Genomic DNA, 21,975 nt, shown 5'->3' on the forward strand with positions numbered 1-21,975 from the left:
AGGAAACGCATTCCCCTGTAGGAGCGGCCTTGTGTCGCGAAAGGGCTGCAAAGCAGCCCCGACATTCTCAATCCCTTAGAGAGATCAGCGGCCAACCACGCTTCAGGGCCTCGGCCCGCAGGTTCGGGTCCGGATCCACCGCCACCGCATGGGTTACCCGCTCCAGCAACGGCAGGTCATTCATCGAGTCACTATAGAAATAGCTGTTCTCCAGGTCGAACCCGTTCTCCAGCATCCAGCGCTCCAGCCGCGTCACCTTGCCTTCACGGAAACACGCTATATCGGTACTACGCCCGGTATAGCGGCCGTCGTGCGTCTCGCATTCGGTTGCCAGCAGCACGCGCACACCCAGGCGGCGAGCAATCGGTGCAGTGACGAAGCGGTTGGTGGCGGTGATGATCACCAGCTGGTCGCCGGCCTCGCGGTGTTGCTGCAGCAAGGCCAGGGCCTTGGGCAGGATGATCGGCTCGATGCAGTCACGCATGAACTCGCGGTGCCATTGGTCGAGCTGGGCCGGCTCGGTGGCTGCGAGGATTTCCATGGAAAAGGCCAGGTAAGCCTGCAGGTCCAAGGTGCCGTTCAGGTAGTCCTGGTAGAAAGCGTCGTTGCGATTCTTGTACGCGACAGGGTCGAGAATGCCCCGCTCGCACAGGTAGTCACCCCAGGCGTGGTCACTGTCGCCACCGAGGAGGGTATTGTCGAGGTCGAATAAAGCCAGGCGCATCGCGGTCACTCGTGTCAGCCACAGGGTCGGCTCGCAGAATACGGAGTTTTCACCGCGCTGCACATAAGCTTGGCGGGCGCGTTGCTGCGCTCGCAAGCTTTGTGGAACAATGCGGTGACATGCGTTTGCGAGGTTGCTGCCGTGATCGACCCGGATGGTTTTCGCCCCAATGTCGGGATCATTCTCACGAATGATGCCGGGCAGGTGCTATGGGCTCGGCGGATCAACCAGGATGCCTGGCAATTCCCGCAGGGAGGTATCAACCCTGACGAGACGCCAGAAGATGCCCTGTACCGCGAGCTGAACGAAGAAGTTGGCCTTGAACGCGACGATGTGGAAATTCTTGCCTGCACCCGCGGCTGGTTGCGTTATCGTTTACCCCAGCGGCTGGTCCGCACCCACAGCCAACCGCTGTGCATCGGCCAGAAGCAAAAGTGGTTTTTGCTGCGCCTGGTGAGCAATGAACAACGGGTGCGGATGGACCTGACCGGCAAGCCGGAGTTCGACGGCTGGCGCTGGGTCAGCTATTGGTATCCGCTGGGCCAGGTGGTGACATTCAAGCGTGAAGTCTACCGCCGTGCCCTGAAAGAGCTTGCACCGCGTCTGCTGACGCGCGACTGACGACGGAGTTCGACCCCGAGCCATGCTCAATACGCTGCGCAAGATCGTTCAGGAAGTGAACTCCGCCAAAGATCTCAAGACGGCGTTGGGGATCATTGTCTTGCGCGTCAAGGAGGCCATGGGCAGCCAGGTCTGCTCGGTGTACTTGCTCGACCCGGAAACCAATCGCTTCGTGCTGATGGCTTCCGAAGGCCTGAACAAGCGCTCCATCGGCAAGGTCAGCATGGCCCCCAACGAAGGCCTGGTTGGCCTGGTCGGTACCCGGGAAGAACCGCTGAACCTGGAAAACGCCGCCGATCACCCGCGTTATCGCTACTTCGCCGAAACCGGCGAAGAGAAATTCGCCTCCTTCCTCGGTGCGCCGATCATCCACCACCGCCGTGTGGTGGGTGTACTGGTCATCCAGCAGAAGGAACGCCGCCAGTTTGATGAAGGTGAAGAAGCCTTCCTCGTGACCATGAGTGCGCAGCTCGCCGGGGTTATCGCCCACGCCGAAGCCACTGGTTCGATCCGGGGCTTGGGCCGCCAGGGCAAAGGCATCCAGGAGGCACGTTTCGTCGGCGTGCCGGGCTCGCCAGGCGCCGCTGTCGGGCGTGCCGTGGTCATGCTGCCACCGGCCGATCTGGAAGTGGTGCCGGACAAAGCCGTCGATGACATCGACGCCGAACTGAAACTCTTCAACAACGCACTTGAAGGCGTACGCGCCGACATGCGCAAGCTGTCAGCCAAGCTGGCGACCCAGCTGCGTCCGGAAGAGCGCGCACTGTTCGACGTGTACTTGATGATGCTCGAAGACGCTGCCCTCGGCGGCGAGGTGGTCGAGGTCATCAAGACCGGCCAATGGGCCCAGGGCGCGTTGCGCCAGGTGGTTGGCGAGCACGTCAACCGCTTCGAGCTGATGGACGACGACTACCTGCGCGAGCGCGCCTCGGATGTGAAAGACCTTGGCCGGCGTCTGCTGGCTTACCTGCAGGAAGCCCGCTCGCAGTCGCTGGTGTATGCCGACAACACCATCCTGGTCAGTGAAGAGCTGACCCCGGCGATGCTCGGCGAAGTGCCGGAAGGCAAGCTGGTTGGCCTGGTCTCGGTGCTGGGGTCGGGCAACTCTCACGTCGCCATCCTCGCCCGGGCCATGGGTATCCCGACGGTGATGGGCCTGGTCGATCTGCCGTACTCCAAGGTCGATGGCATCGAAATGATCGTCGACGGCTACAAGGGCGAGGTGTTCACCAACCCCAGCGAGGTACTGCGCAAGCAGTACAGCGACGTGGTCGAAGAGGAACGCCAGCTGGCCCAGGGCCTCGACGCCCTGCGCGAACTGCCGTGCGTCACCCCCGATGGCCACCGCATGCCGCTGTGGGTCAACACCGGCCTGCTTGCCGATGTGGCCCGTGCCCAGCAGCGTGGCGCCGAAGGCGTCGGCCTGTACCGCACCGAAGTACCGTTCATGATCAACCAGCGCTTCCCAAGCGAGAAAGAGCAGCTGGCGATCTACCGCGAGCAGCTGGCGGCTTTCCACCCGCTACCGGTGACCATGCGTACTCTCGACATTGGTGGTGACAAGGCGCTGTCGTACTTCCCGATCAAGGAAGAAAACCCGTTCCTCGGCTGGCGCGGCATTCGCGTCACCCTCGATCACCCGGAAATCTTCCTGGTGCAGACCCGCGCCATGCTCAAGGCCAGCGAGGGCCTGAACAACCTGCGCATCCTGCTGCCGATGATTTCCGGCATTCACGAATTGGAAGAGGCGCTGCACCTCATCCACCGTGCCTGGGGCGAGGTGCGCGACGAAGGCACCGACGTGCCGATGCCGCCGGTGGGTGTGATGGTGGAAATCCCTGCGGCGGTGTACCAGACCAAGGAGCTGGCGCGCCAGGTAGACTTCCTCTCGGTCGGTTCCAACGACCTGACCCAGTATCTGTTGGCGGTGGACCGCAACAACCCGCGGGTCGCCGATCTTTACGACTACCTGCACCCGGCGGTGCTGCAGGCACTCAATACCGTGGTGCGTGACGCCCATGGCGAAGGCAAGCCGGTGAGTATCTGCGGCGAGATGGCCGGTGACCCGGCAGCGGCGATCCTGTTGATGGCCATGGGCTTCGACAGCCTGTCGATGAACGCCACCAACCTGCCGAAAGTGAAGTGGATGCTGCGCCAGGTGAACATGAGCAAGGCCAAGGAGTTGCTGGTCGAAGCCTTGAGCCATGACAACCCGCAAGTTATCCACAGCTCGCTGCAGCTGGCCCTGAAAAACCTTGGCCTGGCGCGGATGATCGGGCCTGGGGCCAATAAAACCCTCTGAATTTGAGGGTGCCTGTACCGGCCTCTTCGCGGGTATGCCGGGAAGAGACCGGTGAATTCAACATCACACTTCCAGGCTGACTTCCCCCAGATGCCCGCCAAAGGGCCCGAAACTACGCTCAACCAGCCGCCTTCTGCCCTGATCATCAACAATCAGCACGGTACTTGCCCGAGTGCCATAGTTCTGGCTGGCAATAAACACGCTCGACAGCAACTTCTCGGTCGCCACCCCCACGCCAGTCTCCGGTAGCTCACCGTCGGCCGCCTGCTCGTTATCCGCCAACAACGCCAGCAATCGCTGTGGATCGGCCGTGTCCAGTAGCCCTTGCAACCCTGAGCGTGCTTTCACCAGCTTCGGCCACGGCGTATCCAGCCCGGCATTGGATAGCCCGTACACGCCGGCCTCCAGCAAACGTGGCGCCACGTCCCGGGCATGCAAGTAGCCCAGCTGGTGGCCATCACCCACGAGCAGATTGAACCCCGAATACTGTCCACTGCGGCTGGCGACCTGGTCGAGGTAGGTCTCCACACCCAGTTCACCCTGCAAATACGCCGCCACCAGCTCGCCCCGCGAGCGTGGCCCCAGCACCTGCCTTGGGTCGCGAATATTGGTCAGCGCCGCGAAGCGCCCCTGCGGGCCGACGCCCAGCCAGGTGCCGCCGGCTTCAAGATCGCGCCCGGCATGTACCCCAGGCGCATCTTCCCAGGCTGCCAGGGCCTGGGTCGGGCGGGCATAGAACTCGTCACGGTTGGCCGCGAGGATCAGCGGCAGGGCATGCCCTGGCCGCCAGGCAAATACGATCAGGCACATAGGTTGGGCCTCTGTGTTTTTGCCCACTGTACCCACTGCACAGGTGTCGATCCATCCTGTCACAGAGTTCACTAGAGCCACGTGCCCGGCTTCCGTTACCATGCCGGATTGTTTTCTCGGGGAAGACGAATGGAATTCGTGCTCTATCTGCTGTTGGGCGCCTGCGCCGGCGTGCTGGCCGGGCTGTTCGGCGTGGGTGGCGGCATCATCATCGTGCCGGTGCTGGTGTTCAGCTTCACCTTGCAGGGCTTCGACGCGTCGGTGCTGACTCACCTGGCAGTCGGCACCTCACTGGCGACCATCGTCTTCACCTCGATCAACGCCGTGCTCGAGCACCATCGCAAGGGCGCGGTGCAATGGCCGATCTTTGCCTGGATGACCCTCGGTATCCTCATTGGCGCCGGTATCGGCGCCAAGACCGCCTCGCTGATCCAGGGCCCGCAGCTGCAGAAAATCATCGGCGTGTTTGCCCTGATCATCGCCGCGCAGATGGCCCTGGACCTCAAGCCCAAGGCCAGCCATGGCATCCCGGGCAAACCGGCCTTGATCGGCGCTGGCGGGGTGATTGGCTGGGCGTCGGCGATCTTCGGCATCGGCGGCGGCTCGCTGACCGTGCCGTTCCTGACCTGGCGCGGCCTGCCGATGCAAAAGGCCGTGGCGACGTCCTCGGCCTGCGGCTTGCCGATTGCCCTGGCCAGTGCCCTGAGCTTCATGTTGCTGGGCTGGCACGAGGAACACTTGCCGCCCCACAGCATTGGTTTCGTCTACCTGCCGGCGCTGGTCGGCATTGCCGTGACCAGCATGTTTTTCGCGCGCTTTGGCGCGCGTCTGGCGCACAAGCTGTCGCCACGCCTGTTGAAACGCCTGTTCGCAGCCTTGCTGTTCTGCGTCGGCCTCAGCTTTCTGATTTGAATCGAGAGGAAGTTCCATGCTGCCTTACCCGCAGATAGACCCCGTGGCCGTAGCCCTTGGGCCACTGAAAATCCACTGGTACGGCCTGATGTATCTGGTCGGCATCGGCGGTGCCTGGCTGTTGGCCTCGCGCCGGCTCAACCGCTTCGACCCGACCTGGACCCGCGAGAAGCTCTCCGACCTGGTGTTCTGGTTGTCGATGGGGGTGATCGTCGGCGGGCGCCTGGGCTATGTGCTGTTCTACGACCTGCACGCCTACCTGGCCAACCCGACGCTGATCTTCGAGGTGTGGAAGGGCGGCATGTCGTTCCACGGCGGCTTCATCGGCGTGATGCTGGCCGCGCTGTGGTTTGGCAAGCGCAACAACAAGTCGTTCTTCGAGCTGATGGACTTCGTCGCGCCGCTGGTGCCGATCGGTCTGGGCGCCGGGCGTATCGGCAACTTCATCAACGCCGAGCTGTGGGGCAAACCTACCGATGTGCCATGGGCGATGATCTTCCCGCCGTTCAGCGACCCGGCCCAGCTGCCGCGCCACCCGTCGCAGCTGTACCAGTTCGCCCTGGAAGGCGTGGCGCTGTTCGTCATCCTCTGGCTGTTCTCGCGCAAGCCGCGGCCAACCATGGCGGTTTCCGGCATGTTTGCGCTGTTCTACGGCATCTTCCGCTTCATCGTGGAGTTCGTCCGTGTGCCTGACGCGCAGCTCGGCTATATCGCCTGGGGCTGGCTGACCATGGGTCAGATTCTCTGCGTGCCGATGATCCTGGCTGGCCTTGGCCTGATCTGGTGGGCTTATAATCGCAAACCCACGGCGAAACCCGCCTGATTATTCCCACGGCAGGGGTGATCCCCCTGCCGTTCTTGTTACAGGTAAGCCATGAAACAGTATCTGGACCTGGTCCGCGACGTCATCGAGAACGGCACGCTGCAGGGCAACCGCACCGGCATCCGCACCATCAGCCTGCCGGGCGCCATGCTGCGTTTCGACCTGCAAAAAGGCTTCCCGGCCATCACCACGCGCAAGCTGGCGTTCAAGTCGGCAATCGGCGAGATGGTCGGCTTCCTGCGTGGCGTGAAGAACGCCGGTGAGTTCCGCGAGCTGGGCTGCAAGGTCTGGGACCAGAACGCCAACGAGAACGCCCAGTGGCTGGCCAACCCGTTCCGCCAGGGGCATGACGACCTCGGCGAGATCTACGGCGTGCAATGGCGCCAGTGGCCGGGTTACAAGCGCATCCCGCTAAGCAACCCGGCAGCCATCGAAATGGCCGAGCAGGCGGGCTTCCGTCGCATCGCCCAGGACGAAGAGGACGGTGTGGCGTTCGTCATCCTGTACAAGGCCATCGACCAGGTGCGCCAGTGCCTGGACACCATCGCCAACGACCCGGGCAGCCGGCGCATCCTGTTCCACGGCTGGAACTGCGCCCAGCTCGACGAAATGGCCCTGCCGCCGTGCCACCTGCTGTACCAGTTCCACCCGAATGTCGAGACCAAGGAAATTTCCCTGACCCTCTACATCCGCTCCAACGACCTGGGCCTGGGCACGCCGTTCAACCTCACCGAAGGCGCGGCGCTGCTGTCGCTGTTCGGCCGACTGACCGGTTACACCCCGCGCTGGTTCACCTACTTCATCGGCGATGCCCATGTGTATGAGAACCACCTGGACATGCTCAACGAGCAGCTCAAGCGCGAGCCGCTGGAAGCGCCGAAGCTGGTGATCAGTGACCGCGTGCCGGAGTTTGCCAAGACCGGCAAGTACGAGCCGGAGTGGCTGGAGAAGATCGAGCCTAGCGACTTCAGCCTGGAAGGGTATGAGCATCATGCGCCGATGACGGCGCCGATGGCGGTGTAATTCTCTGGATTGCCGGGGCTGAAAAGCCCCAGCAATCTCAATGCCCGTGGCTACGCCCCACATGCGAATGCTCGGTATCCGGCACCGATACTGCCCCGTTCGTCTCCAGCTGCTGCAAGATCGCGCATTCCGCCCCCTGCGCATTGCAGCGTCGCCGCAGCTCCACCAGCTGCTCCTGCAACGCCACCAAACCATCGATCCGCGCCTGCACATGCTCGATATGCTCGTCGATCAGCGCATTGACGCTGCCGCACGAATTATCGGGGCTGTCTCGCAGGCTTAGCAGGCTCCGGATCTCGTCCAGGGTCATGTCCAGCGTTCGGCAGTTGCGGATAAAGGTCAGCCGCTCGACATGGGCCTGGGTGTACTGCCGGTAGTTGCCCTCGGTACGCGCCGGCTCCGGCAGCAATTGTTCACGCTCGTAATAGCGGATGGTTTCCACGGCGCAGTCGGTGGCTTTGGCCAGTTCTCCGATCTTCATGGCGAAATCTCTAACAAGTGGCTTGACCCTATAGTGGCTACAGGGTGTTCACTTGGCAACAGGCTCAATTTAAGGATGACCCCATGAACCAGCCTGTCAGCCACGAACACAAGCATCCACACGATCATGCCCATGGCGAAGAAGACCATGGCCATGCCGCTCACGCCCACACCTGCTGTGGCGCCAGCGCCGCGCCTGCTTTGGTGCAACTGAGCGAGAAGGCCAGCAGCCATGCGCAGCTCAGCCGTTTTCGCATCGACGCCATGGACTGCCCCACCGAGCAGACCCTGATCCAGGACAAGCTGGGCAAGCTGGCGGGCATCGAGCAGCTCGAATTCAACCTGATCAATCGCGTGCTCGGTGTGCGCCATACCTTGAGCGGTACCGGCGAGATCGAGCGCGCCATCGACAGCCTGGGGATGAAGGCCGAGCCGCTGACCGCTGAAGACGACGGCAGCACCCCTGCAGCGCAGCCGCACAAGAGCCGCTGGTGGCCGCTGGCGCTGTCGGGGATTGCCGCAATCGCCGCAGAAGTCGTGCATTTCGCCAGCCTCGCCCCGGAATGGCTGGTTGCCGCGCTCGCGCTGGCGGCAATCCTCGGCTGTGGCCTGGGCACCTACAAGAAGGGCTGGATCGCCCTGAAGAACCGCAACCTCAACATCAATGCGCTGATGAGCATCGCCGTGACCGGCGCCGTGCTGATTGGCCAGTGGCCGGAAGCGGCCATGGTCATGGTGCTGTTCACCGTCGCCGAGCTGATCGAGGCGCGCTCGCTGGACCGGGCGCGCAATGCCATTGGCGGGCTGATGCAGCTGGCCCCGGACATGGCCACGGTGCAGCAGGCCGATGGCCAGTGGCGCGAGGTAGAGGTGCGTGAGGTGGCTATCGGTGCCATGGTGCGGGTGCGACCGGGCGAACGCATCGGTCTGGATGGCAAAGTGCTCAGCGGGCAATCCAGTGTCGATCAGGCGCCGATCACCGGCGAAAGCCTGCCTGTGGAAAAGGCCGCGGGCGACAAGCTGTTCGCCGGTACCATCAACCAGGCCGGCGCCCTGGAGTACCGGGTGACGGCGGCCGCAGGGCAGTCAACCCTGGCGCGCATCATCAAGGCTGTCGAAGAGGCACAGGGTGCGCGTGCGCCTACCCAGCGTTTCGTCGACCAGTTCTCGCGCATCTACACCCCGGTGGTGTTCGCCGTGGCCCTGGCAGTGGCAGTGATCCCGCCACTGTTCATGGCCGGCGCCTGGTTCGACTGGGTGTACCGCGCGCTGGTACTGCTGGTGGTGGCTTGCCCGTGTGCGCTGGTCATTTCTACCCCGGTGACCATCGTCAGTGGCCTGGCCGCAGCGGCGCGCAAGGGCATCCTGATCAAGGGCGGGGTCTACCTGGAAGGCGGTCGCAAGCTGGACTTCCTGGCCCTGGACAAGACCGGCACCATCACCCACGGCAAACCGGTGCAAACCGATGCCAAGGTACTTGAACCCCTGTTCGAGGGGCGTGCCCAGGCATTGGCGGCGAGCCTGGCCGACCGTTCCGATCACCCGGTGTCGGGCGCCATCGCCCAGTTCGCCAAGGCGCAGAACCTGCCGCTGAGCGAGGTCAGCGAATTCGCCGCCCTGGCCGGCCGCGGCGTGCGTGGTGATATCGACGGCGAAACCTACCACCTGGGCAACCACCGGTTGGTCGAGGAGCTGGGCCTTTGCTCGCCGGCGCTGGAAGCCCAACTGGATACGCTGGAGCGCCAGGGCAAGACCGTAGTCCTGCTGCTCGACCGTTCCGGGCCGTTGGCACTGTTCGCCGTGGCCGACACGGTCAAGGACAGCAGCCGCCAGGCCATCGCCGAACTGCACGCGCTGGGCATCAAGACCGTCATGCTGACTGGCGATAATCCGCACACTGCCCAGGCCATCGCCGCCCAGGTGGGTATCGACCGTGCCGAGGGCAACCTGCTGCCGTCCGACAAGCTGCACAGCATCGAGCAGTTGTACGCCGAAGGGCACCGGGTCGGCATGGTGGGCGATGGCATCAACGATGCGCCAGCCCTGGCCCGTGCCGAAATTGGCTTCGCCATGGCAGCGGCGGGTACCGACACGGCGATCGAAACCGCCGACGTGGCGCTGATGGACGACGACTTGCGCAAAATCCCGGCGTTCGTCAGGCTGTCGCGCCAAAGTGCGGCGATCCTGACGCAGAACATCGTTCTGGCGCTGGGCATCAAGGCGATTTTCCTGGCGATCACCTTTGCCGGCCTGGCCACCATGTGGATGGCGGTGTTCGCCGACATGGGCGTGAGCCTGCTGGTGGTGTTCAACGGTCTGCGCCTGCTGCGCAAATGAGGTCCTGCAATGCTGAGTGCCGAACTCAAAGCCTTCTACATGGTGGCCCGCCTGGGCAGCATCACCCTGGCGGCGAAGAAGCTCGGGCTCAGCCAGCCGACGGTGACCACGCAGATCCGCAACCTGGAAAGCCATTATGCGGTGGAGCTGTTCTACCGCGGAGGCCGGCGTCTGGTGCTGAGCGAAGAGGGCGTGCGCCTGCTGCCGATGGTCAAGGCGCTGCTGCAGCAGGAGGCCGACATCGAGTTCGAGCTGCGCAACAGCGGTCAGGCCCAGGGCAGCCTGCGCATTGCTGCCACCGCGCCTTACTACATCCTCGACCTGGTGAAGATTTTCCGCGAACGCCTGCCCCAGGTCGAGGTGACGGTGGAGATCGGCAATTCGCAGCAGGTGCTGGAGATGCTCGAGGATTACCGGGTGGACATCGCAGCCTCGTCACAGCTGGTGGAGGATGCGCGGCTGGTGCGAAGGGTGCTGGGCACCGATCCGCTGGTGGTGGCGGTGCACCGCAATCATCCGTTGGCCCATCGGCAGGCGGTATCCATCGAGGGGGTGGCGGGGCATTGCCTGCTGATGCGCGAGAAGGGCTCGACCACGCGCAAGCTGACCGAGCAGATGATGCTGGATGCCGGGGTCAAGGCCGGGGCGTTGCTGGAGATCGGCAGCCGCGAGTCGATCCGCGAGGCGGTGCTGCGCAATATCGGCATCAGCGTGATTGCCCGGCACGAGGTGCCGCACAACCCGGAACTGCGGGTGCTGGCGCTGGAGAATGCGCCGGTGATGCATGAATACCTGTATTGCCTGAAGGAGCGGCGCCAGGCCAGGTTGCCAGCGACCTTCCTCGGCGTGGCGCAGGAAGTGCTGGGCTCGCACTTGTAGGAGCGGCCTTGTGTCGCGAAAGGGTCGCGCAGCAACCCCAGGATTTCTGCAGTTAGGCAGATATTGCTGGGGCCGCTCTGCGGCCCTTTCGCGACACAAGGCCGCTCCTACAGGTCGTGCACCGGCATGTCCGGCCATTACAAAATCTGCCTATACCACTATCACCGGCTTTTGCCCAAAAGCCACAGAACCTTCGCACAGCCTTCCTAGCATGGCCTCACTTGTTCGATGAGGCCTTGCCATGAACCACGCCACCCCGGGCGCACAGATGAAAGTGCGCGGTATCCACAAGCGTTTCGGTGCCTTCACGGCGCTCAACGAAGTGTCCCTGGACATCGCTGCTGGCGAGCTGGTCTGCCTGCTCGGACCGTCCGGTTGCGGCAAGACCACCCTGCTGCGCTGTATCGCCGGCCTCGAACGGCAGGACCGCGGGGCGCTGTACATCGGTGAGCGCGACATCTCCGAACTGCCACCCCAGGCCCGGGACTACGGCATCCTGTTCCAGTCCTACGCGCTGTTCCCCAACCTGACCGTCGAAGCCAACATCGCCTACGGCCTGACCGGCAACAGTCGCGACCAGAGCCGTCAGCGTGTGGCAGAAATGCTTGAGCTGGTCGGCCTGAGCGGCAGCGAGAAAAAGTATCCAGGCCAGCTTTCCGGTGGCCAGCAGCAACGTGTGGCCCTGGCCCGAGCGCTGGCGCCATCACCTTCGCTGCTGCTGCTCGACGAACCGATGTCGGCACTGGATGCCCGGGTACGTGAGCATCTGTGCACTGAACTGCGCCAGTTGCAGCGCCAGCTGGGCATCACGACGTTGATGGTCACCCACAACCAGGACGAAGCCATGCTCATGGCCGACCGCATCGCGGTGATGAACAACGGCCAGGTCGAGCAGTACGCGACCCCACAGGAGATCTACGACCAGCCGGCCACGCCGTTCGTCGCCGAGTTCGTCGGCCAGGGCAACTGGCTGCCGTTCCAGCGCAGTAGTGAGAGCCACGCCCAGGTCGGCGCCATGAGCATGCGCCTGGCGACCAACGCAGGTTCCGCCCGCAGTGGCCGGCTGTTCTGCCGCCCAGAAGCAATCACCGTGAACCCGGTGGTGCATGAGGAAAACCTGTTCCCGGCCAAGGTCCGCGAAATCACCTTCCTCGGCAACCGCTGCCGCATGAGCTTCGAACTCAAGGCCCTGCCGGGCCATGCGCTGCTCGCCGAACTGGCGCCGGAAGCCATGCCGCGCCTGGGCTCGCAGGATATCTGGGTGGCCTTGCCACCGCAAAGCCTGCAGGTGTTTGCCTGAGATGGTCGCGCCAATGTCCCTGCCATTGACCCAAGCCAAGGATGCGCGACGCGGCGAGGTCGCTCTGGGTGACCGCCTGTTCGTCATCGGTGGCAAGAGCCTGCTGCTAGTCCTTCTGCTGCTGGCCGTGGTGATGCCGCTGCTGGCCATTTTCTGGAAAGGCTTCAGCGGTGAAGCCGGCCAAGGCGGTGGCCTACTGGCCGCCCGCGAACTGTTCGCCAGCGAAAACTTCCACTGGTTGCTCGGCAACAGTCTGTCGGTGGCTTTCACCGTAGCGGCGATCGTGGTGCCGCTGGCCTACCTGTACGCCTATGCCCTGCAGCGCACGCTGATCCCGGCCAAGGGCCTGTGGCGCGGCATTTCGCTGCTGCCGCTGCTGGCGCCGTCGATGTTGCCGGCGATTGCCCTGGTCTACCTGTTCGGAAACCAGGGCCTGCTGCGCGGCCTGATCAGCGACAACATCTACGGCTTCTGGGGCATTGTCCTCGGCGAGGCCATCTACACCTTCCCCCATGCGCTGATGATCCTGCTCTCGGCCCTGTCACTGGCCGACGCCCGGCTGTTCGATGCGGCGTCGAGCATGGGCGCCGGGCCGTGGCGGGCATTCTGCAGCATCACCTGGCCAGCCACGCGTCAGGCGGTGTTCGCTGCGTTCTGCCTGGTGTTCACCCTGACCATCACCGACTTCGGTGTGCCGGTGGTGGTCGGCGGCGACTATCAGGTGCTGGCGCTGGAAGCCTACAAGGCGGTGGTTGGCCAGCAGCAGTTCGGCCGTGGCGCGTTGATCGGCATGGTCCTGCTGCTGCCAGCGCTGCTCAGCTTCGGCGTCGATGCCTGGTTGCGCCGGCGCCAGGGCGAAGCCATGAGCGGTCGTGCCCAGGTGTTCGAGCCCAAGCCGTCGCGCTGCCGTGATGCCTGCTTCCTGGCCATCGTGCTGCTGGTCTTCGCGGCACTGCTGGTGGTGATCGGCATGGCGGTGTACTCGTCGCTGGTGACCTTCTGGCCATACAACCTGACCCTGTCGTTCAAGCACTACATGTTCGACGACACTGCCGGAGGCGGTTGGCTGGCCTATCGCAACAGCGTGACCATGGCCCTGTGCACCGCACTGATCGGCAGCCTGGTGATCTTCAGCGGCGCCTACCTGATGGAGAAAACCCAGGGCCAGCGCCTGCTCAACCAGGCCCTGCGCCTGCTCAGCTTCATCCCCATGGCGGTGCCTGGGTTGGTACTTGGCCTGGGTTACGTGTTCTTCTTCAACCTCAACGGCAACCCGCTGCACGTGTTCTATGGCGGCATGGCGCTGCTGGTGCTGTGCACCATCGCCCACTACCTGACCACCGCGCAGATGACGGCCGCCACCGCACTGCGCCAGCTCGACGGCGAGTTCGAGGCTGCCGCGCTGTCGCTCAAGGCGCCGCTCTACAAGCACTTCGTGCGGGTCACCGTGCCGATGTGCCTGCCGGCGCTGCTGGACATCATCCGCTACCTGTTCGTCTCGGCGATGACTACCGTGTCGGCAGCGATCTTCCTCTACAGCCCCGACACCATCCTCGCCGCCGTCGCCGTGTTGAACATGGATGATGCCGGCAACGTCGGCGGCGCCGCCGCCATGTCGACCCTGATTCTGCTGACCAGCGCTGCTGCTTCCCTGCTGCTGGCTGGTGCTTCCCGCGGCCTGCTGCGCCGCTCCCAGGCCTGGCGCCAGCGCGCGCTTAGGCCTTGACCGACTGCCCACACTGATAGGAAACGCATCATGTTCAAGCCCCTTGCACTTGCCGCTGCCGTATCCGCCGTCTTCAGCCTGCAGGCTTCGGCCGCAGCCACCCAGTTGACCGTCTACACCGCCCTGGAAGCCGAGCAGCTCAAGAGCTACAAGCAGGCCTTCGAAAAGGCCAACCCGGACATCGAAATCAAATGGGTGCGTGACTCCACTGGCATCATCACCGCCAAGCTGCTGGCCGAGAAAGACCGCCCGCAAGCGGACGCGGTCTGGGGCCTTGCCGCTTCCAGCCTGGCAATCCTCGACCAAAACGGCATGCTCGAAGCCTACGCGCCGAAAGACCTGGGCAAGATCTCCGCGAACTACCGCGATGCGGCCAACCCGCCCGCCTGGGTCGGCATGGACGTGTGGGCCGCGACCATCTGCTTCAATACCGTCGAAGCCGAGAAACAGGGCCTGAGCAAACCGGTGAGCTGGCAGGACCTGACCAAGCCGGAATACAAAGGCAAGATCGTCATGCCTAACCCGGCTTCCTCCGGCACCGGCTTCCTCGACGTCAGCGCCTGGCTGCAGACCTTCGGCGAGCCACAGGGCTGGGCCTACATGGACGCCCTGCACCAGAACATCGGCCAGTACGTGCACTCCGGCTCCAAGCCGTGCAAGCTGGCGGCGGCGGGCGAGTTCCCGATCGGTATCTCGTTCGAGTATCCGGCCGTGCAGCTCAAGCGCCAGGGCGCGCCGCTGGATATCGTGCTGCCGAAGGAAGGCCTGGGCTGGGAGATCGAGGCGACCGCCGTGATCAAGGGCTCGCCGAAGGCTGACGCGGCCAAGCGCCTGGCTGATTTCTCGGCAAGCCCTGCCGCCATGGAGCTGTACAAGGACAACTTTGCCGTACTGGCCGCGCCAGGCATTGCCAAGCCGCAGACCGAGCTGCCAGCCGACTATGAACAGCGCCTGATCAACAACGACTTTGCCTGGGCCTCGAAGAACCGCGACGAGATCCTCACTGAATGGCGCAAGCGCTATGACGGCAAGTCGGAGAAAGTGGCGCAACAATAAGAAAAAGCCCAGGAGTGAAGCCAATGCTTACGCCAGCCCAGACCATCGACAAGCTTTTCAACTTGTATGAGCAGCATGGCAGCGACGACTACATCGGCGAAGCCATCAACCAGCTCGAACACATGTCCCAGGCTGCGCAGCAGGCCATGGCTGAAGGTTACGACGATGAAGTGGTGCTGGCGGCGTTCTTCCACGACATTGGCCACCTGTGCGGCGGCGAAGCCAGCATGGGGGGCTATGGCGTGGTCAGCCATGAGCGCATTGGTGCCGAGTACCTGCGCCGCTGCGGCTTTGGCGAGCGCATGGCGCGGCTGGTGCAGTATCACGTGGAGGCCAAGCGTTACCTGACCTTGCGCCAGCCGGGGTATTACGACCGGTTGAGCGAGGCAAGCCGGCGGACACTTGAATACCAGGGTGGCGTGATGAGCGTGGTCGAGGCAGATGCGTTCGAGCGGGATCCGCTGTTCAAGGTGAGCTTGCGGATGCGCGAATGGGACGAGATGGCCAAGGAGGTCGGGGTGCCGGTGATGGATCTGGTGGTGCTGAAGGACAAGGCATTGGCATTGCTCTGATTAACGCCTGTACCGGCCTCTTCGCGGGTAAACCCGCTCCTATAGGGGAACATGTTCTCTGTAGGAGCGGGCTTGTCCCGCAAAGAGGCCAGACCTGCTGAGTCAGATCTGTGAAACCAATGCCTCCAACTGTTCCTGCCGCTCAGCCTGATTGAGCTTCGCCCCAGGGTTGAGCGTCGACCACTGCGGATGCGCCCGCGCCTTGCTCAAGGCCTCCGGCAGCCTCCCCTCACGCCAGGCCTTCTCATCCAGCTCGCCCAAGCGAATGCTGTCCTGTGCCGCATGCCCCCGGCCTTCCAGCGCCACCATCAACTGCTGCTGACGCAACGCCAGCAGCCGCAGCACTGTGTCGTCCACCGTCAGTTCGCGCTGGCCCTTCAGCTTGCCCATCAGCCGCGACCCATAGTTGCGCGCCGTCTGCAGCGCGCCACCGGCAATCGCGCCCGCGAGCGCCGCGGCTCCTAGTGTCAGCCCCCCAACCAACAAGTCAACGCTGGCACCCGCTGCTGCCCCGGCCGCAACGCCGCTGCCCAGGCGCACACCCAACAACTTCAGAGTTTCGGGATTGAACAGGTCATCGCCCCAGCGCCCATCCAGCAACGGCAAATCACCGGCATTGGCATCCTCAGGGCGGAAGGCATACAGCTTGAGCATTGCCTCCACGCAACGCTGCTCGCGCTGGCGTACATCCTGGCGCAAGGCCTCGATAGCCCGGGCTTCAGCTGCCGGCTCGGCCTCGACACTGCGCCGGCAGGCGGCACAGTCGAGCAACAGTTCGGCGATCAGCCGCTTGCCGCTGTGCTGACGCGCCAGCCGCTGGGCTTGCTGGTCGTCGATCAGCCGTTGCAGGGCGGGCCGGGCGTCCTCCAGCAGCAGTGCGAGGCTTTCGTAGAGGCGGCGTTCACCATCCTCTGGCGGCGCAACGCTATCGAACCGCACCAATGCGTGAAGCCCAAGCCGGGCAAGGGCTTCACGCCATTCCGGCTCGCGGTGCTGGCTGCTGGCGACGAAGTTGAGCACCGGCAGCAGCGGCTTGCCGCAGCTGGCCAGTACTTCCAGTTCGTCGCGGTACTTGGCCAGCACCGGCTCGCGGGCGTCGATCACATATAAGCCGGCATTGCTTGCCAGCAACTGGCGCAGCACCTTGGCTTCCTGCTCGAAGCGCTGGCGTGCCTCGCTGCCCTGCAGGAAGCGTTCGAGGCGGGCCGGGCCGTCCAGGCGTTCGCCGGGGCGTTCGAGGCGCTCGAGGTAATCGAGCAGGGCGATGGCGTCTTCCAGGCCCGGGGTGTCGTAGAGCTCAAGCAGCGGTTCGCCATCCACCGACAGCCGCGCGCCCTCGACATGGCGGGTGGTGCTGGGGCGGTGCGATACCTCGCCGAAGCCGACGTCGCGAGTGAGCGTGCGCAGCAGCGAAGTCTTGCCGACGTTGGTGTGGCCGACCACGGCCAGTTTTAGCGGCTCAGTCATGGCCGTGCTCCAGCCAGGTCAGGGGCGATGTGTCGGCGTGGGGCAGGCCGAGGCGGTCGAGGGCGTCGTGCCAGTCGCCCAGGCGTTCGGCGTCAAGGGCCTGGCCGGGTGCAGCCTGAAGCAACCAGATGCGGGTGGCGCCGGCATTGCGTGCCAGCTCCGCGAGCAACGCCAGGCTGCCACGGTCGGGTGAGCGGCGTGGGTCGCAGGCGATGGCCAGGCGTGCCGGAGGGAAACGGCTGAGCTGTTCGAGCAGCTTGTTGCGCGATTCGCGGCTGTCGAGCACACCGGCGTCGGTTACCGCCTTGGGCAGGGCGGGCGGCCAGGGGCGTTGGTCGTCGAGTTCGAGGCCTACCAGCAAGGCACCGCTGCTGCCGCTTTCCAGCTGGCCGGCCTGAAACTGCGGCAGGGCATCGGGAGCGGCGTCCTGTACGCCGATGCGTTCGCTGCGCGGCATCAGTGTATCGCGCAATTGCGCGTAGCCGGGCAGGCTGAGGTCCAGCGCCAGTTGGGCACGGCCCTGGCGCCAGCGCCACAGGCACAGCCCGGCCAGCAGCAGGCGCGGCAGCAGGCCGTACACCAGCACCACACCGAGCAGCCAGCTGGCCCAGGCCTGGCGAGCGGCATCCAGGGCGGGGAAGGTATCGCCACTGGCGCGGATCATCGCTTCGTCCGGCACGGCGAAACCGAGCAGCGAGGGTAGGGCGCCGAGGGCCTGGGTGAGGTGGATGAACGGGTCGGCAGCCAGCAGCGTGGTTTCCCAGACAAAGCCGTAACGGCGTGTTGCCAGCAACGTCAGCAGCATGCTCAGGGCGGCGACCATCGCCAGTAGCCACAGGCCGTGCACCAGCACGCCGAGCAGCCAGCGATTCAGGCGTTGGCGTTGCAGCAGCACCAGCAGTGCTGGCGCCAGGTGGGCGGCCTTGGCGTCACGGGCGAAGCGCTCACTCAGCCACAACCACAGGCGACCGAGGCTGGCGCCGTGCTCGCCGCTCAAGGCGAAGCCCACGGCCCAGCCCAGCAACAGCAGCAGGTTCAGCCCGAGCAGGCTGCCCAGGGCCCAGAACACGTTGACTGGGCGCTGTCCGTCGCCCAAGGCGGCGAAGGCCAAGCCTGCGCCGCTGAAAACGGCCAGTAGCATCAAAGCCAGCAACGCCAGGCGGGCGCCCTGCTTCCAGTGGCGCAGGGCTGAGGTGATGCCGTCGCGTTCGGCGAGGAAGAGTGCGCGGGTTTCGATTCGCGCTGCCAGGTCGCCGCCTTGCTGGCGGGCATGGCGGTTGGCCTCCTGATCGTCCAGAAGGCCGGCGTGTTCCTCGCGCAGGCGTACCGCTTCGGTGAGCCAGCGCTTGTCCAGTGGAGTCGGTGCAGTCACAAGGTCTTCCATTGCGTGGTTCAGGGCAGAAGCATAACCCACACGCCCGGTGCTATCCTCGCTGGCATGAATACATCACTCCCCCTCAGCCTGATCGCGGCTCACGCCGAGAACCGCGTGATCGGCATCGACAATTCCATGCCCTGGCACCTGCCGGGGGACTTCAAGTACTTCAAGGCCACGACCCTGGGCAAGCCGATCATCATGGGGCGCAAGACCTGGGACTCGCTGGGTCGGCCGTTGCCGGGGCGTTTGAACATTGTGGTCAGCCGGCAGGCGGGCCTGGAGTTGGCCGGGGCCGAGGTGTTCACCTCGCTGGAGGACGCAGTGGCGCGGGCCGAGCAGTGGGCGCGTGAGCAGGGCGTTGGCGAGCTGATGCTGATTGGCGGGGCGCAGCTGTATGGCCAGGCGCTGGAGAAGGGGCTGGTGAGCCGGATGTACCTGACGCGGGTCGAGTTGGCGCCGGAAGGGGATGCCTGGTTCCCGGAGTTTGATCAGGGAGAGTGGGAATTGGTATCGAGCGAGGCTCAGGCTGAAGAAGGCAAGCCGGCTTACCACTTCGAGGTTTGGAACAAGATTTGAGATTGCTGGGGCTGCTTTGCAGCCCTTTCCGACCGGTCCGGTGCCCCGGCAAGGCCGCTCCCACATTGATCGGCGTACGCAGGACCTTGTGGGAGCGGCCTTGCCGGGGCACCGGACCGGGCGGATAGGGGCGCAAAGCGCCCCCGGCGATTTATCAGGAGTGGCTTAGCTCGGCATGCTCATCACCGGCCAGCACGTCCTTGTCGGTCTCTTTCAGCATCTGGCTGGTCACCACACCCGCCGTCATCGAGCCATTCACGTTCAACGCCGTGCGGCCCATGTCGATCAGCGGCTCCACCGAAATCAGCAGTGCCACCAGCTCGACCGGCAAGCCCATGGCCGGCAGCACGATAAGTGCAGCGAAGGTCGCACCGCCACCGACCCCAGCCACGCCCGCCGAACTCAGCGTCACGATCGCCACCAGGGTCGCGATCCACAGCGGGTCGAAGGTATCGATACCCACCGCAGGCGCCACCATCACCGCCAACATGGCCGGATAGAGGCCGGCGCAGCCGTTCTGGCCAATGGTGGTACCGAACGATGCACTGAAGCTGGCAATCGACTGCGGCACGCCCAGGCGGCGGGTTTGCGCCTCGATGTTCAGCGGGATGCTGGCGGCGCTGGAGCGGCTGGTGAAGGCAAAGGTCAGAACGGGCCAGACCTTGCGGAAGAAGCGCAGCGGGCTCACGCCAGTGGCGGCCAGAATGATGCCGTGGACCACGAACATCAGCGCCAGGCCCAGGTACGACACCAACACGAAGCTGCCGAGCTTGAGGATGTCTTCCAGGTTCGAGCTGGCCACCACCTTGGTCATCAGCGCCAGTACGCCGTAAGGGGTGAGCTTCATCACCACGCGTACCAGGCGCATCACCCAGGCCTGCAGGGTATCGATGGCCGACAGGGCTCGCGCGCCCTTCTCGGCGTCGTCCTTGATCAGCTGCAGCGCGGCCAGGCCGACGAACACGGCGAAGATCACCACGCTGATGATCGAGGTCGGCTTGGCCCGGGCCAGGTCGCCGACCGGGTTGCTCGGGATGAACGACAACAGCAGCTGCGGGATGTTCAGGTCGGCAACCTTGCCTGCGTAGTCACTGTGGATAACCTGCATGCGCGCGCTTTCCTGGGCGCCGGCCACCAGGCCTTCGGCGCTCAGGCCGAACAGGTTGGTCAGGACAATGCCGATCAGTGCGGCAATGGCGGTGGTCAGCAGCAGGGTCCCGATGCTCAGCACGCTGATGCGGCCCAGCGACGAGGCGTTGTGCAGGCGGGCCACGGCGCTAAGGATCGAAGCGAAGATCAGCGGCATGACGATCATCTGCAGCAGGCCGACGTAGCCGTTGCCGACCAGGTCCAGCCAGCCGATGGTGGCCTTGAGTACCGGGTGGCCGGCGCCATAAATGGTGTGCAGGGCCAGGCCGAACGCGACGCCCAGCGCCAGGCCCAGCAGGACCTTCTTGGCCAGGCTCCATTCGGTGCGGCTGGTTTGTGCCAGGCCTAGCAGCAGGGCCAGGAACGCCAGCAGGTTGAGGGACAACGGCAGGTTCATTGAAGCTCCAGGAAAAAGCAGAAGAGGCATCGCCTCTGGTGAGCGATTGCGAACGGAAATGCTAACAGCCTGAAAAGAAACGAATTTATACCCAAAAGTAATTTGCTTAGTCGTTTATGGAATAACAGGTTGTCGCGGATAGCAATGCACGCGACGTTTACAGTTTTGTGAAGGTCGTTGTGAGGGGCCGGAATCGGCGAATGTTGCACTAGTTTTTCCGGGTCATTTCAGGAGATTCGCACATGAAGTTCGCTCCGAAAGCCCTCGCCCTGGGTTTGTCCCTGCTGTTCAGTGTCGAAAGCTTCGCCACCGAGCTCAAGCACTGGCCCATCGAAGCAGCCAAACAACTCGACGCCATGATTACCGCCAATGCCCACAAAGGTAACTACGCAGTCTTTGACATGGACAACACCAGCTACCGCTACGACCTCGAAGAAGCGTTGCTGCCGTTCATGGAAAACAAGGGCCTGCTGACCCGCGACAAGCTCGACCCGTCGCTCAAGCTGATCCCGTTCAAGGACACCGCCGAGCACAATGAAAGCCTGTTCAGCTACTACTACCGCCTGTGCGAGATCGACGACATGGTCTGCTACCCGTGGGTGGCGCAGGTGTTTGCCGGCTTCACCCTCAAGGAACTCAAGGCTCAGGTCGATGAGCTGATGGCCTCGGACAAGCCGATCCCCAGTACCTATTTCGAAGGCGACCAGGTCAAGGCCATCGAGGTGCAGCCGCCAAAGGTCTTCACCGGCCAGGCCGAGCTGTACAACAAGCTGATGGAGAATGGCATCGAGGTCTATGTGATTTCGGCGGCGTCCGAAGAGCTGGTGCGCATGGTCGCTTCCGATCCCAAGTACGGCTACAACGTCAAACCGCAGAACGTGATTGGTGTCAGCCTGTTGCTCAAGGATCGCACCAATGGCCAACTGACCACGGCGCGCAAGCAGATCAGCGCCGGGCAGTATGACGCTAAGGCCAACGAAGGGCTGGAGCTGACGCCCTACTTGTGGACCCCAGCCACCTGGATGGCAGGCAAGCAGGCGGCGATCCTGACCTACATCGATGAGTGGAAGAAGCCGGTGCTGGTTGGGGGTGATACGCCAACCAGCGATGGCTACATGCAGTTCCATGGCGTGGATGTGGACAAGGGCGGTATCCACCTGTGGATTAACCGCAAGGCCAAGTACATGGACCAGCTGAACGGGATGATCGCGAAGAACGCGGCGGCGCAGGCCAAGGAAGGGTTGCCGGTGACGGCGGACAAGAACTGGGTAATTGTGACGCCGGAGCAGATTCAGTAGTTGATGTGTCAACTCTACTGGCCTCTTCGCGGGCACGCCCGCTCCCACAGGTATTGCACAGCTTTCCAGTATTGTGCGATCCCTGTGGGAGCGGGCGTGCCCGCGAAAGGGCCGGTACAGGCATAAAAAAACCGGCGCTCAGGGC

19 protein-coding genes are annotated in these 21,975 nt (G+C 64.0%); 13 read left to right on the forward strand and 6 right to left on the reverse strand.

Going from position 1 to position 21,975, the window contains the following annotated elements; all coding sequences use genetic code 11:
* Window positions 1–67 precede the first annotated feature (67 nt).
* Window positions 68–724, reverse strand: coding sequence for an HAD family hydrolase (locus ACLEJU_RS05895; protein WP_435422317.1), 657 nt, complete (start codon window positions 722–724; stop codon window positions 68–70).
* 141 nt (window positions 725–865) lie between these two features.
* On the opposite strand from ACLEJU_RS05895, the gene ACLEJU_RS05900 reads away from it, so the two are divergent.
* Complete coding sequence (locus ACLEJU_RS05900; protein WP_003249017.1) at window positions 866–1,345, forward strand: RNA pyrophosphohydrolase; 480 nt, start codon at window positions 866–868, stop codon at window positions 1,343–1,345.
* Window positions 1,346–1,367: 22 nt separating this feature from the next.
* Window positions 1,368–3,647 carry a phosphoenolpyruvate--protein phosphotransferase gene (ptsP, locus tag ACLEJU_RS05905; RefSeq protein WP_435422318.1) on the forward strand — a complete coding sequence of 760 codons (2,280 nt, stop codon included), beginning with the start codon at window positions 1,368–1,370 and terminating at the stop codon, window positions 3,645–3,647.
* Between the two features lie 63 nt (window positions 3,648–3,710).
* On the opposite strand, the gene ACLEJU_RS05910 is transcribed toward ptsP, so the two are convergent.
* The gene (locus ACLEJU_RS05910; protein ID WP_435422319.1) at window positions 3,711–4,457 is read right to left on the reverse strand and encodes an NRDE family protein; all 747 of its coding nucleotides are present in this window, start codon (window positions 4,455–4,457) and stop codon (window positions 3,711–3,713) included.
* Between the two features lie 129 nt (window positions 4,458–4,586).
* Between ACLEJU_RS05910 and ACLEJU_RS05915 the strand changes: the two genes are divergently transcribed.
* From ACLEJU_RS05915 to ACLEJU_RS05925, 3 genes are read left to right on the forward strand one after another with little or no spacing between them, the layout of a single operon-like run.
* Window positions 4,587–5,369 (forward strand): sulfite exporter TauE/SafE family protein, encoded by a 783-nt coding sequence (locus ACLEJU_RS05915; protein WP_435422320.1) that lies wholly within the window; start codon window positions 4,587–4,589, stop codon window positions 5,367–5,369.
* Window positions 5,370–5,385: 16 nt separating this feature from the next.
* Window positions 5,386–6,192 (forward strand): prolipoprotein diacylglyceryl transferase, encoded by an 807-nt coding sequence (lgt, locus tag ACLEJU_RS05920; protein WP_079230092.1) that lies wholly within the window; start codon window positions 5,386–5,388, stop codon window positions 6,190–6,192.
* 51 nt (window positions 6,193–6,243) lie between these two features.
* The gene (locus ACLEJU_RS05925; RefSeq protein WP_060509960.1) at window positions 6,244–7,215 is read left to right on the forward strand and encodes a thymidylate synthase; all 972 of its coding nucleotides are present in this window, start codon (window positions 6,244–6,246) and stop codon (window positions 7,213–7,215) included.
* Window positions 7,216–7,252: 37 nt separating this feature from the next.
* Here the strand turns inward: ACLEJU_RS05925 and cadR are convergent, their stop codons facing one another.
* On the reverse strand, window positions 7,253–7,696 hold the full coding sequence (gene cadR / locus ACLEJU_RS05930) for a cadmium resistance transcriptional regulator CadR (protein ID WP_435422321.1): 444 nt from the start codon (window positions 7,694–7,696) through the stop codon (window positions 7,253–7,255).
* An 83-nt stretch (window positions 7,697–7,779) separates the two neighbouring features.
* Here cadR and ACLEJU_RS05935 point away from each other — a divergent pair, with 83 nt between their 5' ends.
* The 6 genes from ACLEJU_RS05935 to ACLEJU_RS05960 all read left to right on the forward strand — a co-directional run bounded on the left by ACLEJU_RS05935 (window position 7,780) and on the right by ACLEJU_RS05960 (window position 15,565).
* The gene (locus ACLEJU_RS05935) at window positions 7,780–10,032 is read left to right on the forward strand and encodes a heavy metal translocating P-type ATPase (RefSeq protein ID WP_435422322.1); all 2,253 of its coding nucleotides are present in this window, start codon (window positions 7,780–7,782) and stop codon (window positions 10,030–10,032) included.
* Between the two features lie 9 nt (window positions 10,033–10,041).
* Window positions 10,042–10,911, forward strand: a complete 870-nt coding sequence (locus ACLEJU_RS05940; protein WP_435422323.1) for a LysR family transcriptional regulator — start codon at window positions 10,042–10,044, stop codon at window positions 10,909–10,911.
* A 241-nt stretch (window positions 10,912–11,152) separates the two neighbouring features.
* On the forward strand, window positions 11,153–12,211 hold the full coding sequence (locus ACLEJU_RS05945; protein ID WP_435422324.1) for a putative 2-aminoethylphosphonate ABC transporter ATP-binding protein: 1,059 nt from the start codon (window positions 11,153–11,155) through the stop codon (window positions 12,209–12,211).
* Window position 12,212: 1 nt separating this feature from the next.
* Window positions 12,213–13,937: a putative 2-aminoethylphosphonate ABC transporter permease subunit gene (locus ACLEJU_RS05950; protein ID WP_435422325.1), complete on the forward strand. Its 1,725-nt coding sequence runs from the start codon at window positions 12,213–12,215 to the stop codon at window positions 13,935–13,937.
* Between the two features lie 30 nt (window positions 13,938–13,967).
* Window positions 13,968–14,993: a putative 2-aminoethylphosphonate ABC transporter substrate-binding protein gene (locus tag ACLEJU_RS05955; RefSeq protein WP_435422326.1), complete on the forward strand. Its 1,026-nt coding sequence runs from the start codon at window positions 13,968–13,970 to the stop codon at window positions 14,991–14,993.
* A 23-nt stretch (window positions 14,994–15,016) separates the two neighbouring features.
* The gene (locus tag ACLEJU_RS05960; protein WP_435422327.1) at window positions 15,017–15,565 is read left to right on the forward strand and encodes a phosphonate degradation HD-domain oxygenase; all 549 of its coding nucleotides are present in this window, start codon (window positions 15,017–15,019) and stop codon (window positions 15,563–15,565) included.
* 102 nt (window positions 15,566–15,667) lie between these two features.
* Here the strand turns inward: ACLEJU_RS05960 and ACLEJU_RS05965 are convergent, their stop codons facing one another.
* Both ACLEJU_RS05965 and ACLEJU_RS05970 read right to left on the reverse strand, forming a co-directional pair.
* The gene (locus tag ACLEJU_RS05965) at window positions 15,668–17,032 is read right to left on the reverse strand and encodes a GTPase/DUF3482 domain-containing protein (protein ID WP_435422328.1); all 1,365 of its coding nucleotides are present in this window, start codon (window positions 17,030–17,032) and stop codon (window positions 15,668–15,670) included.
* The gene (locus ACLEJU_RS05970; protein ID WP_435422329.1) at window positions 17,025–18,416 is read right to left on the reverse strand and encodes a DUF2868 domain-containing protein; all 1,392 of its coding nucleotides are present in this window, start codon (window positions 18,414–18,416) and stop codon (window positions 17,025–17,027) included. The genes ACLEJU_RS05965 and ACLEJU_RS05970 overlap by 8 nt, the downstream gene beginning before the upstream one ends.
* Window positions 18,417–18,470: 54 nt before the next feature.
* Here ACLEJU_RS05970 and ACLEJU_RS05975 point away from each other — a divergent pair, with 54 nt between their 5' ends.
* Window positions 18,471–18,986, forward strand: a complete 516-nt coding sequence (locus ACLEJU_RS05975) for a dihydrofolate reductase (protein ID WP_435422330.1) — start codon at window positions 18,471–18,473, stop codon at window positions 18,984–18,986.
* 154 nt (window positions 18,987–19,140) lie between these two features.
* On the opposite strand, the gene ACLEJU_RS05980 is transcribed toward ACLEJU_RS05975, so the two are convergent.
* Window positions 19,141–20,532 (reverse strand): L-cystine transporter, encoded by a 1,392-nt coding sequence (locus ACLEJU_RS05980; protein WP_435422331.1) that lies wholly within the window; start codon window positions 20,530–20,532, stop codon window positions 19,141–19,143.
* Window positions 20,533–20,774: 242 nt separating this feature from the next.
* On the opposite strand from ACLEJU_RS05980, the gene ACLEJU_RS05985 reads away from it, so the two are divergent.
* Window positions 20,775–21,830, forward strand: a complete 1,056-nt coding sequence (locus ACLEJU_RS05985; protein ID WP_435422332.1) for a haloacid dehalogenase-like hydrolase — start codon at window positions 20,775–20,777, stop codon at window positions 21,828–21,830.
* The last annotated feature ends 145 nt before the right edge of the window (window positions 21,831–21,975 follow it).

It is taken from the genome of Pseudomonas sp. SMN11 (assembly GCF_052041945.1).
Classification (GTDB): domain Bacteria; phylum Pseudomonadota; class Gammaproteobacteria; order Pseudomonadales; family Pseudomonadaceae; genus Aquipseudomonas.

Coding starts and splice junctions, on each gene's coding strand:
- ACLEJU_RS05895 (WP_435422317.1), bottom strand. CDS start 724: ATGCGCCTGGCTTTATTCGACCTCGACAATACCCTCCTCGGTGGCGAC.
- ptsP (WP_435422318.1), top strand. CDS start 1,368: ATGCTCAATACGCTGCGCAAGATCGTTCAGGAAGTGAACTCCGCCAAA.
- ACLEJU_RS05910 (WP_435422319.1), bottom strand. CDS start 4,457: ATGTGCCTGATCGTATTTGCCTGGCGGCCAGGGCATGCCCTGCCGCTG.
- ACLEJU_RS05915 (WP_435422320.1), top strand. CDS start 4,587: ATGGAATTCGTGCTCTATCTGCTGTTGGGCGCCTGCGCCGGCGTGCTG.
- lgt (WP_079230092.1), top strand. CDS start 5,386: ATGCTGCCTTACCCGCAGATAGACCCCGTGGCCGTAGCCCTTGGGCCA.
- ACLEJU_RS05925 (WP_060509960.1), top strand. CDS start 6,244: ATGAAACAGTATCTGGACCTGGTCCGCGACGTCATCGAGAACGGCACG.
- cadR (WP_435422321.1), bottom strand. CDS start 7,696: ATGAAGATCGGAGAACTGGCCAAAGCCACCGACTGCGCCGTGGAAACC.
- ACLEJU_RS05935 (WP_435422322.1), top strand. CDS start 7,780: ATGAACCAGCCTGTCAGCCACGAACACAAGCATCCACACGATCATGCC.
- ACLEJU_RS05940 (WP_435422323.1), top strand. CDS start 10,042: ATGCTGAGTGCCGAACTCAAAGCCTTCTACATGGTGGCCCGCCTGGGC.
- ACLEJU_RS05945 (WP_435422324.1), top strand. CDS start 11,153: ATGAACCACGCCACCCCGGGCGCACAGATGAAAGTGCGCGGTATCCAC.
- ACLEJU_RS05950 (WP_435422325.1), top strand. CDS start 12,213: ATGGTCGCGCCAATGTCCCTGCCATTGACCCAAGCCAAGGATGCGCGA.
- ACLEJU_RS05955 (WP_435422326.1), top strand. CDS start 13,968: ATGTTCAAGCCCCTTGCACTTGCCGCTGCCGTATCCGCCGTCTTCAGC.
- ACLEJU_RS05960 (WP_435422327.1), top strand. CDS start 15,017: ATGCTTACGCCAGCCCAGACCATCGACAAGCTTTTCAACTTGTATGAG.
- ACLEJU_RS05965 (WP_435422328.1), bottom strand. CDS start 17,032: ATGACTGAGCCGCTAAAACTGGCCGTGGTCGGCCACACCAACGTCGGC.
- ACLEJU_RS05970 (WP_435422329.1), bottom strand. CDS start 18,416: ATGGAAGACCTTGTGACTGCACCGACTCCACTGGACAAGCGCTGGCTC.
- ACLEJU_RS05975 (WP_435422330.1), top strand. CDS start 18,471: ATGAATACATCACTCCCCCTCAGCCTGATCGCGGCTCACGCCGAGAAC.
- ACLEJU_RS05980 (WP_435422331.1), bottom strand. CDS start 20,532: ATGAACCTGCCGTTGTCCCTCAACCTGCTGGCGTTCCTGGCCCTGCTG.
- ACLEJU_RS05985 (WP_435422332.1), top strand. CDS start 20,775: ATGAAGTTCGCTCCGAAAGCCCTCGCCCTGGGTTTGTCCCTGCTGTTC.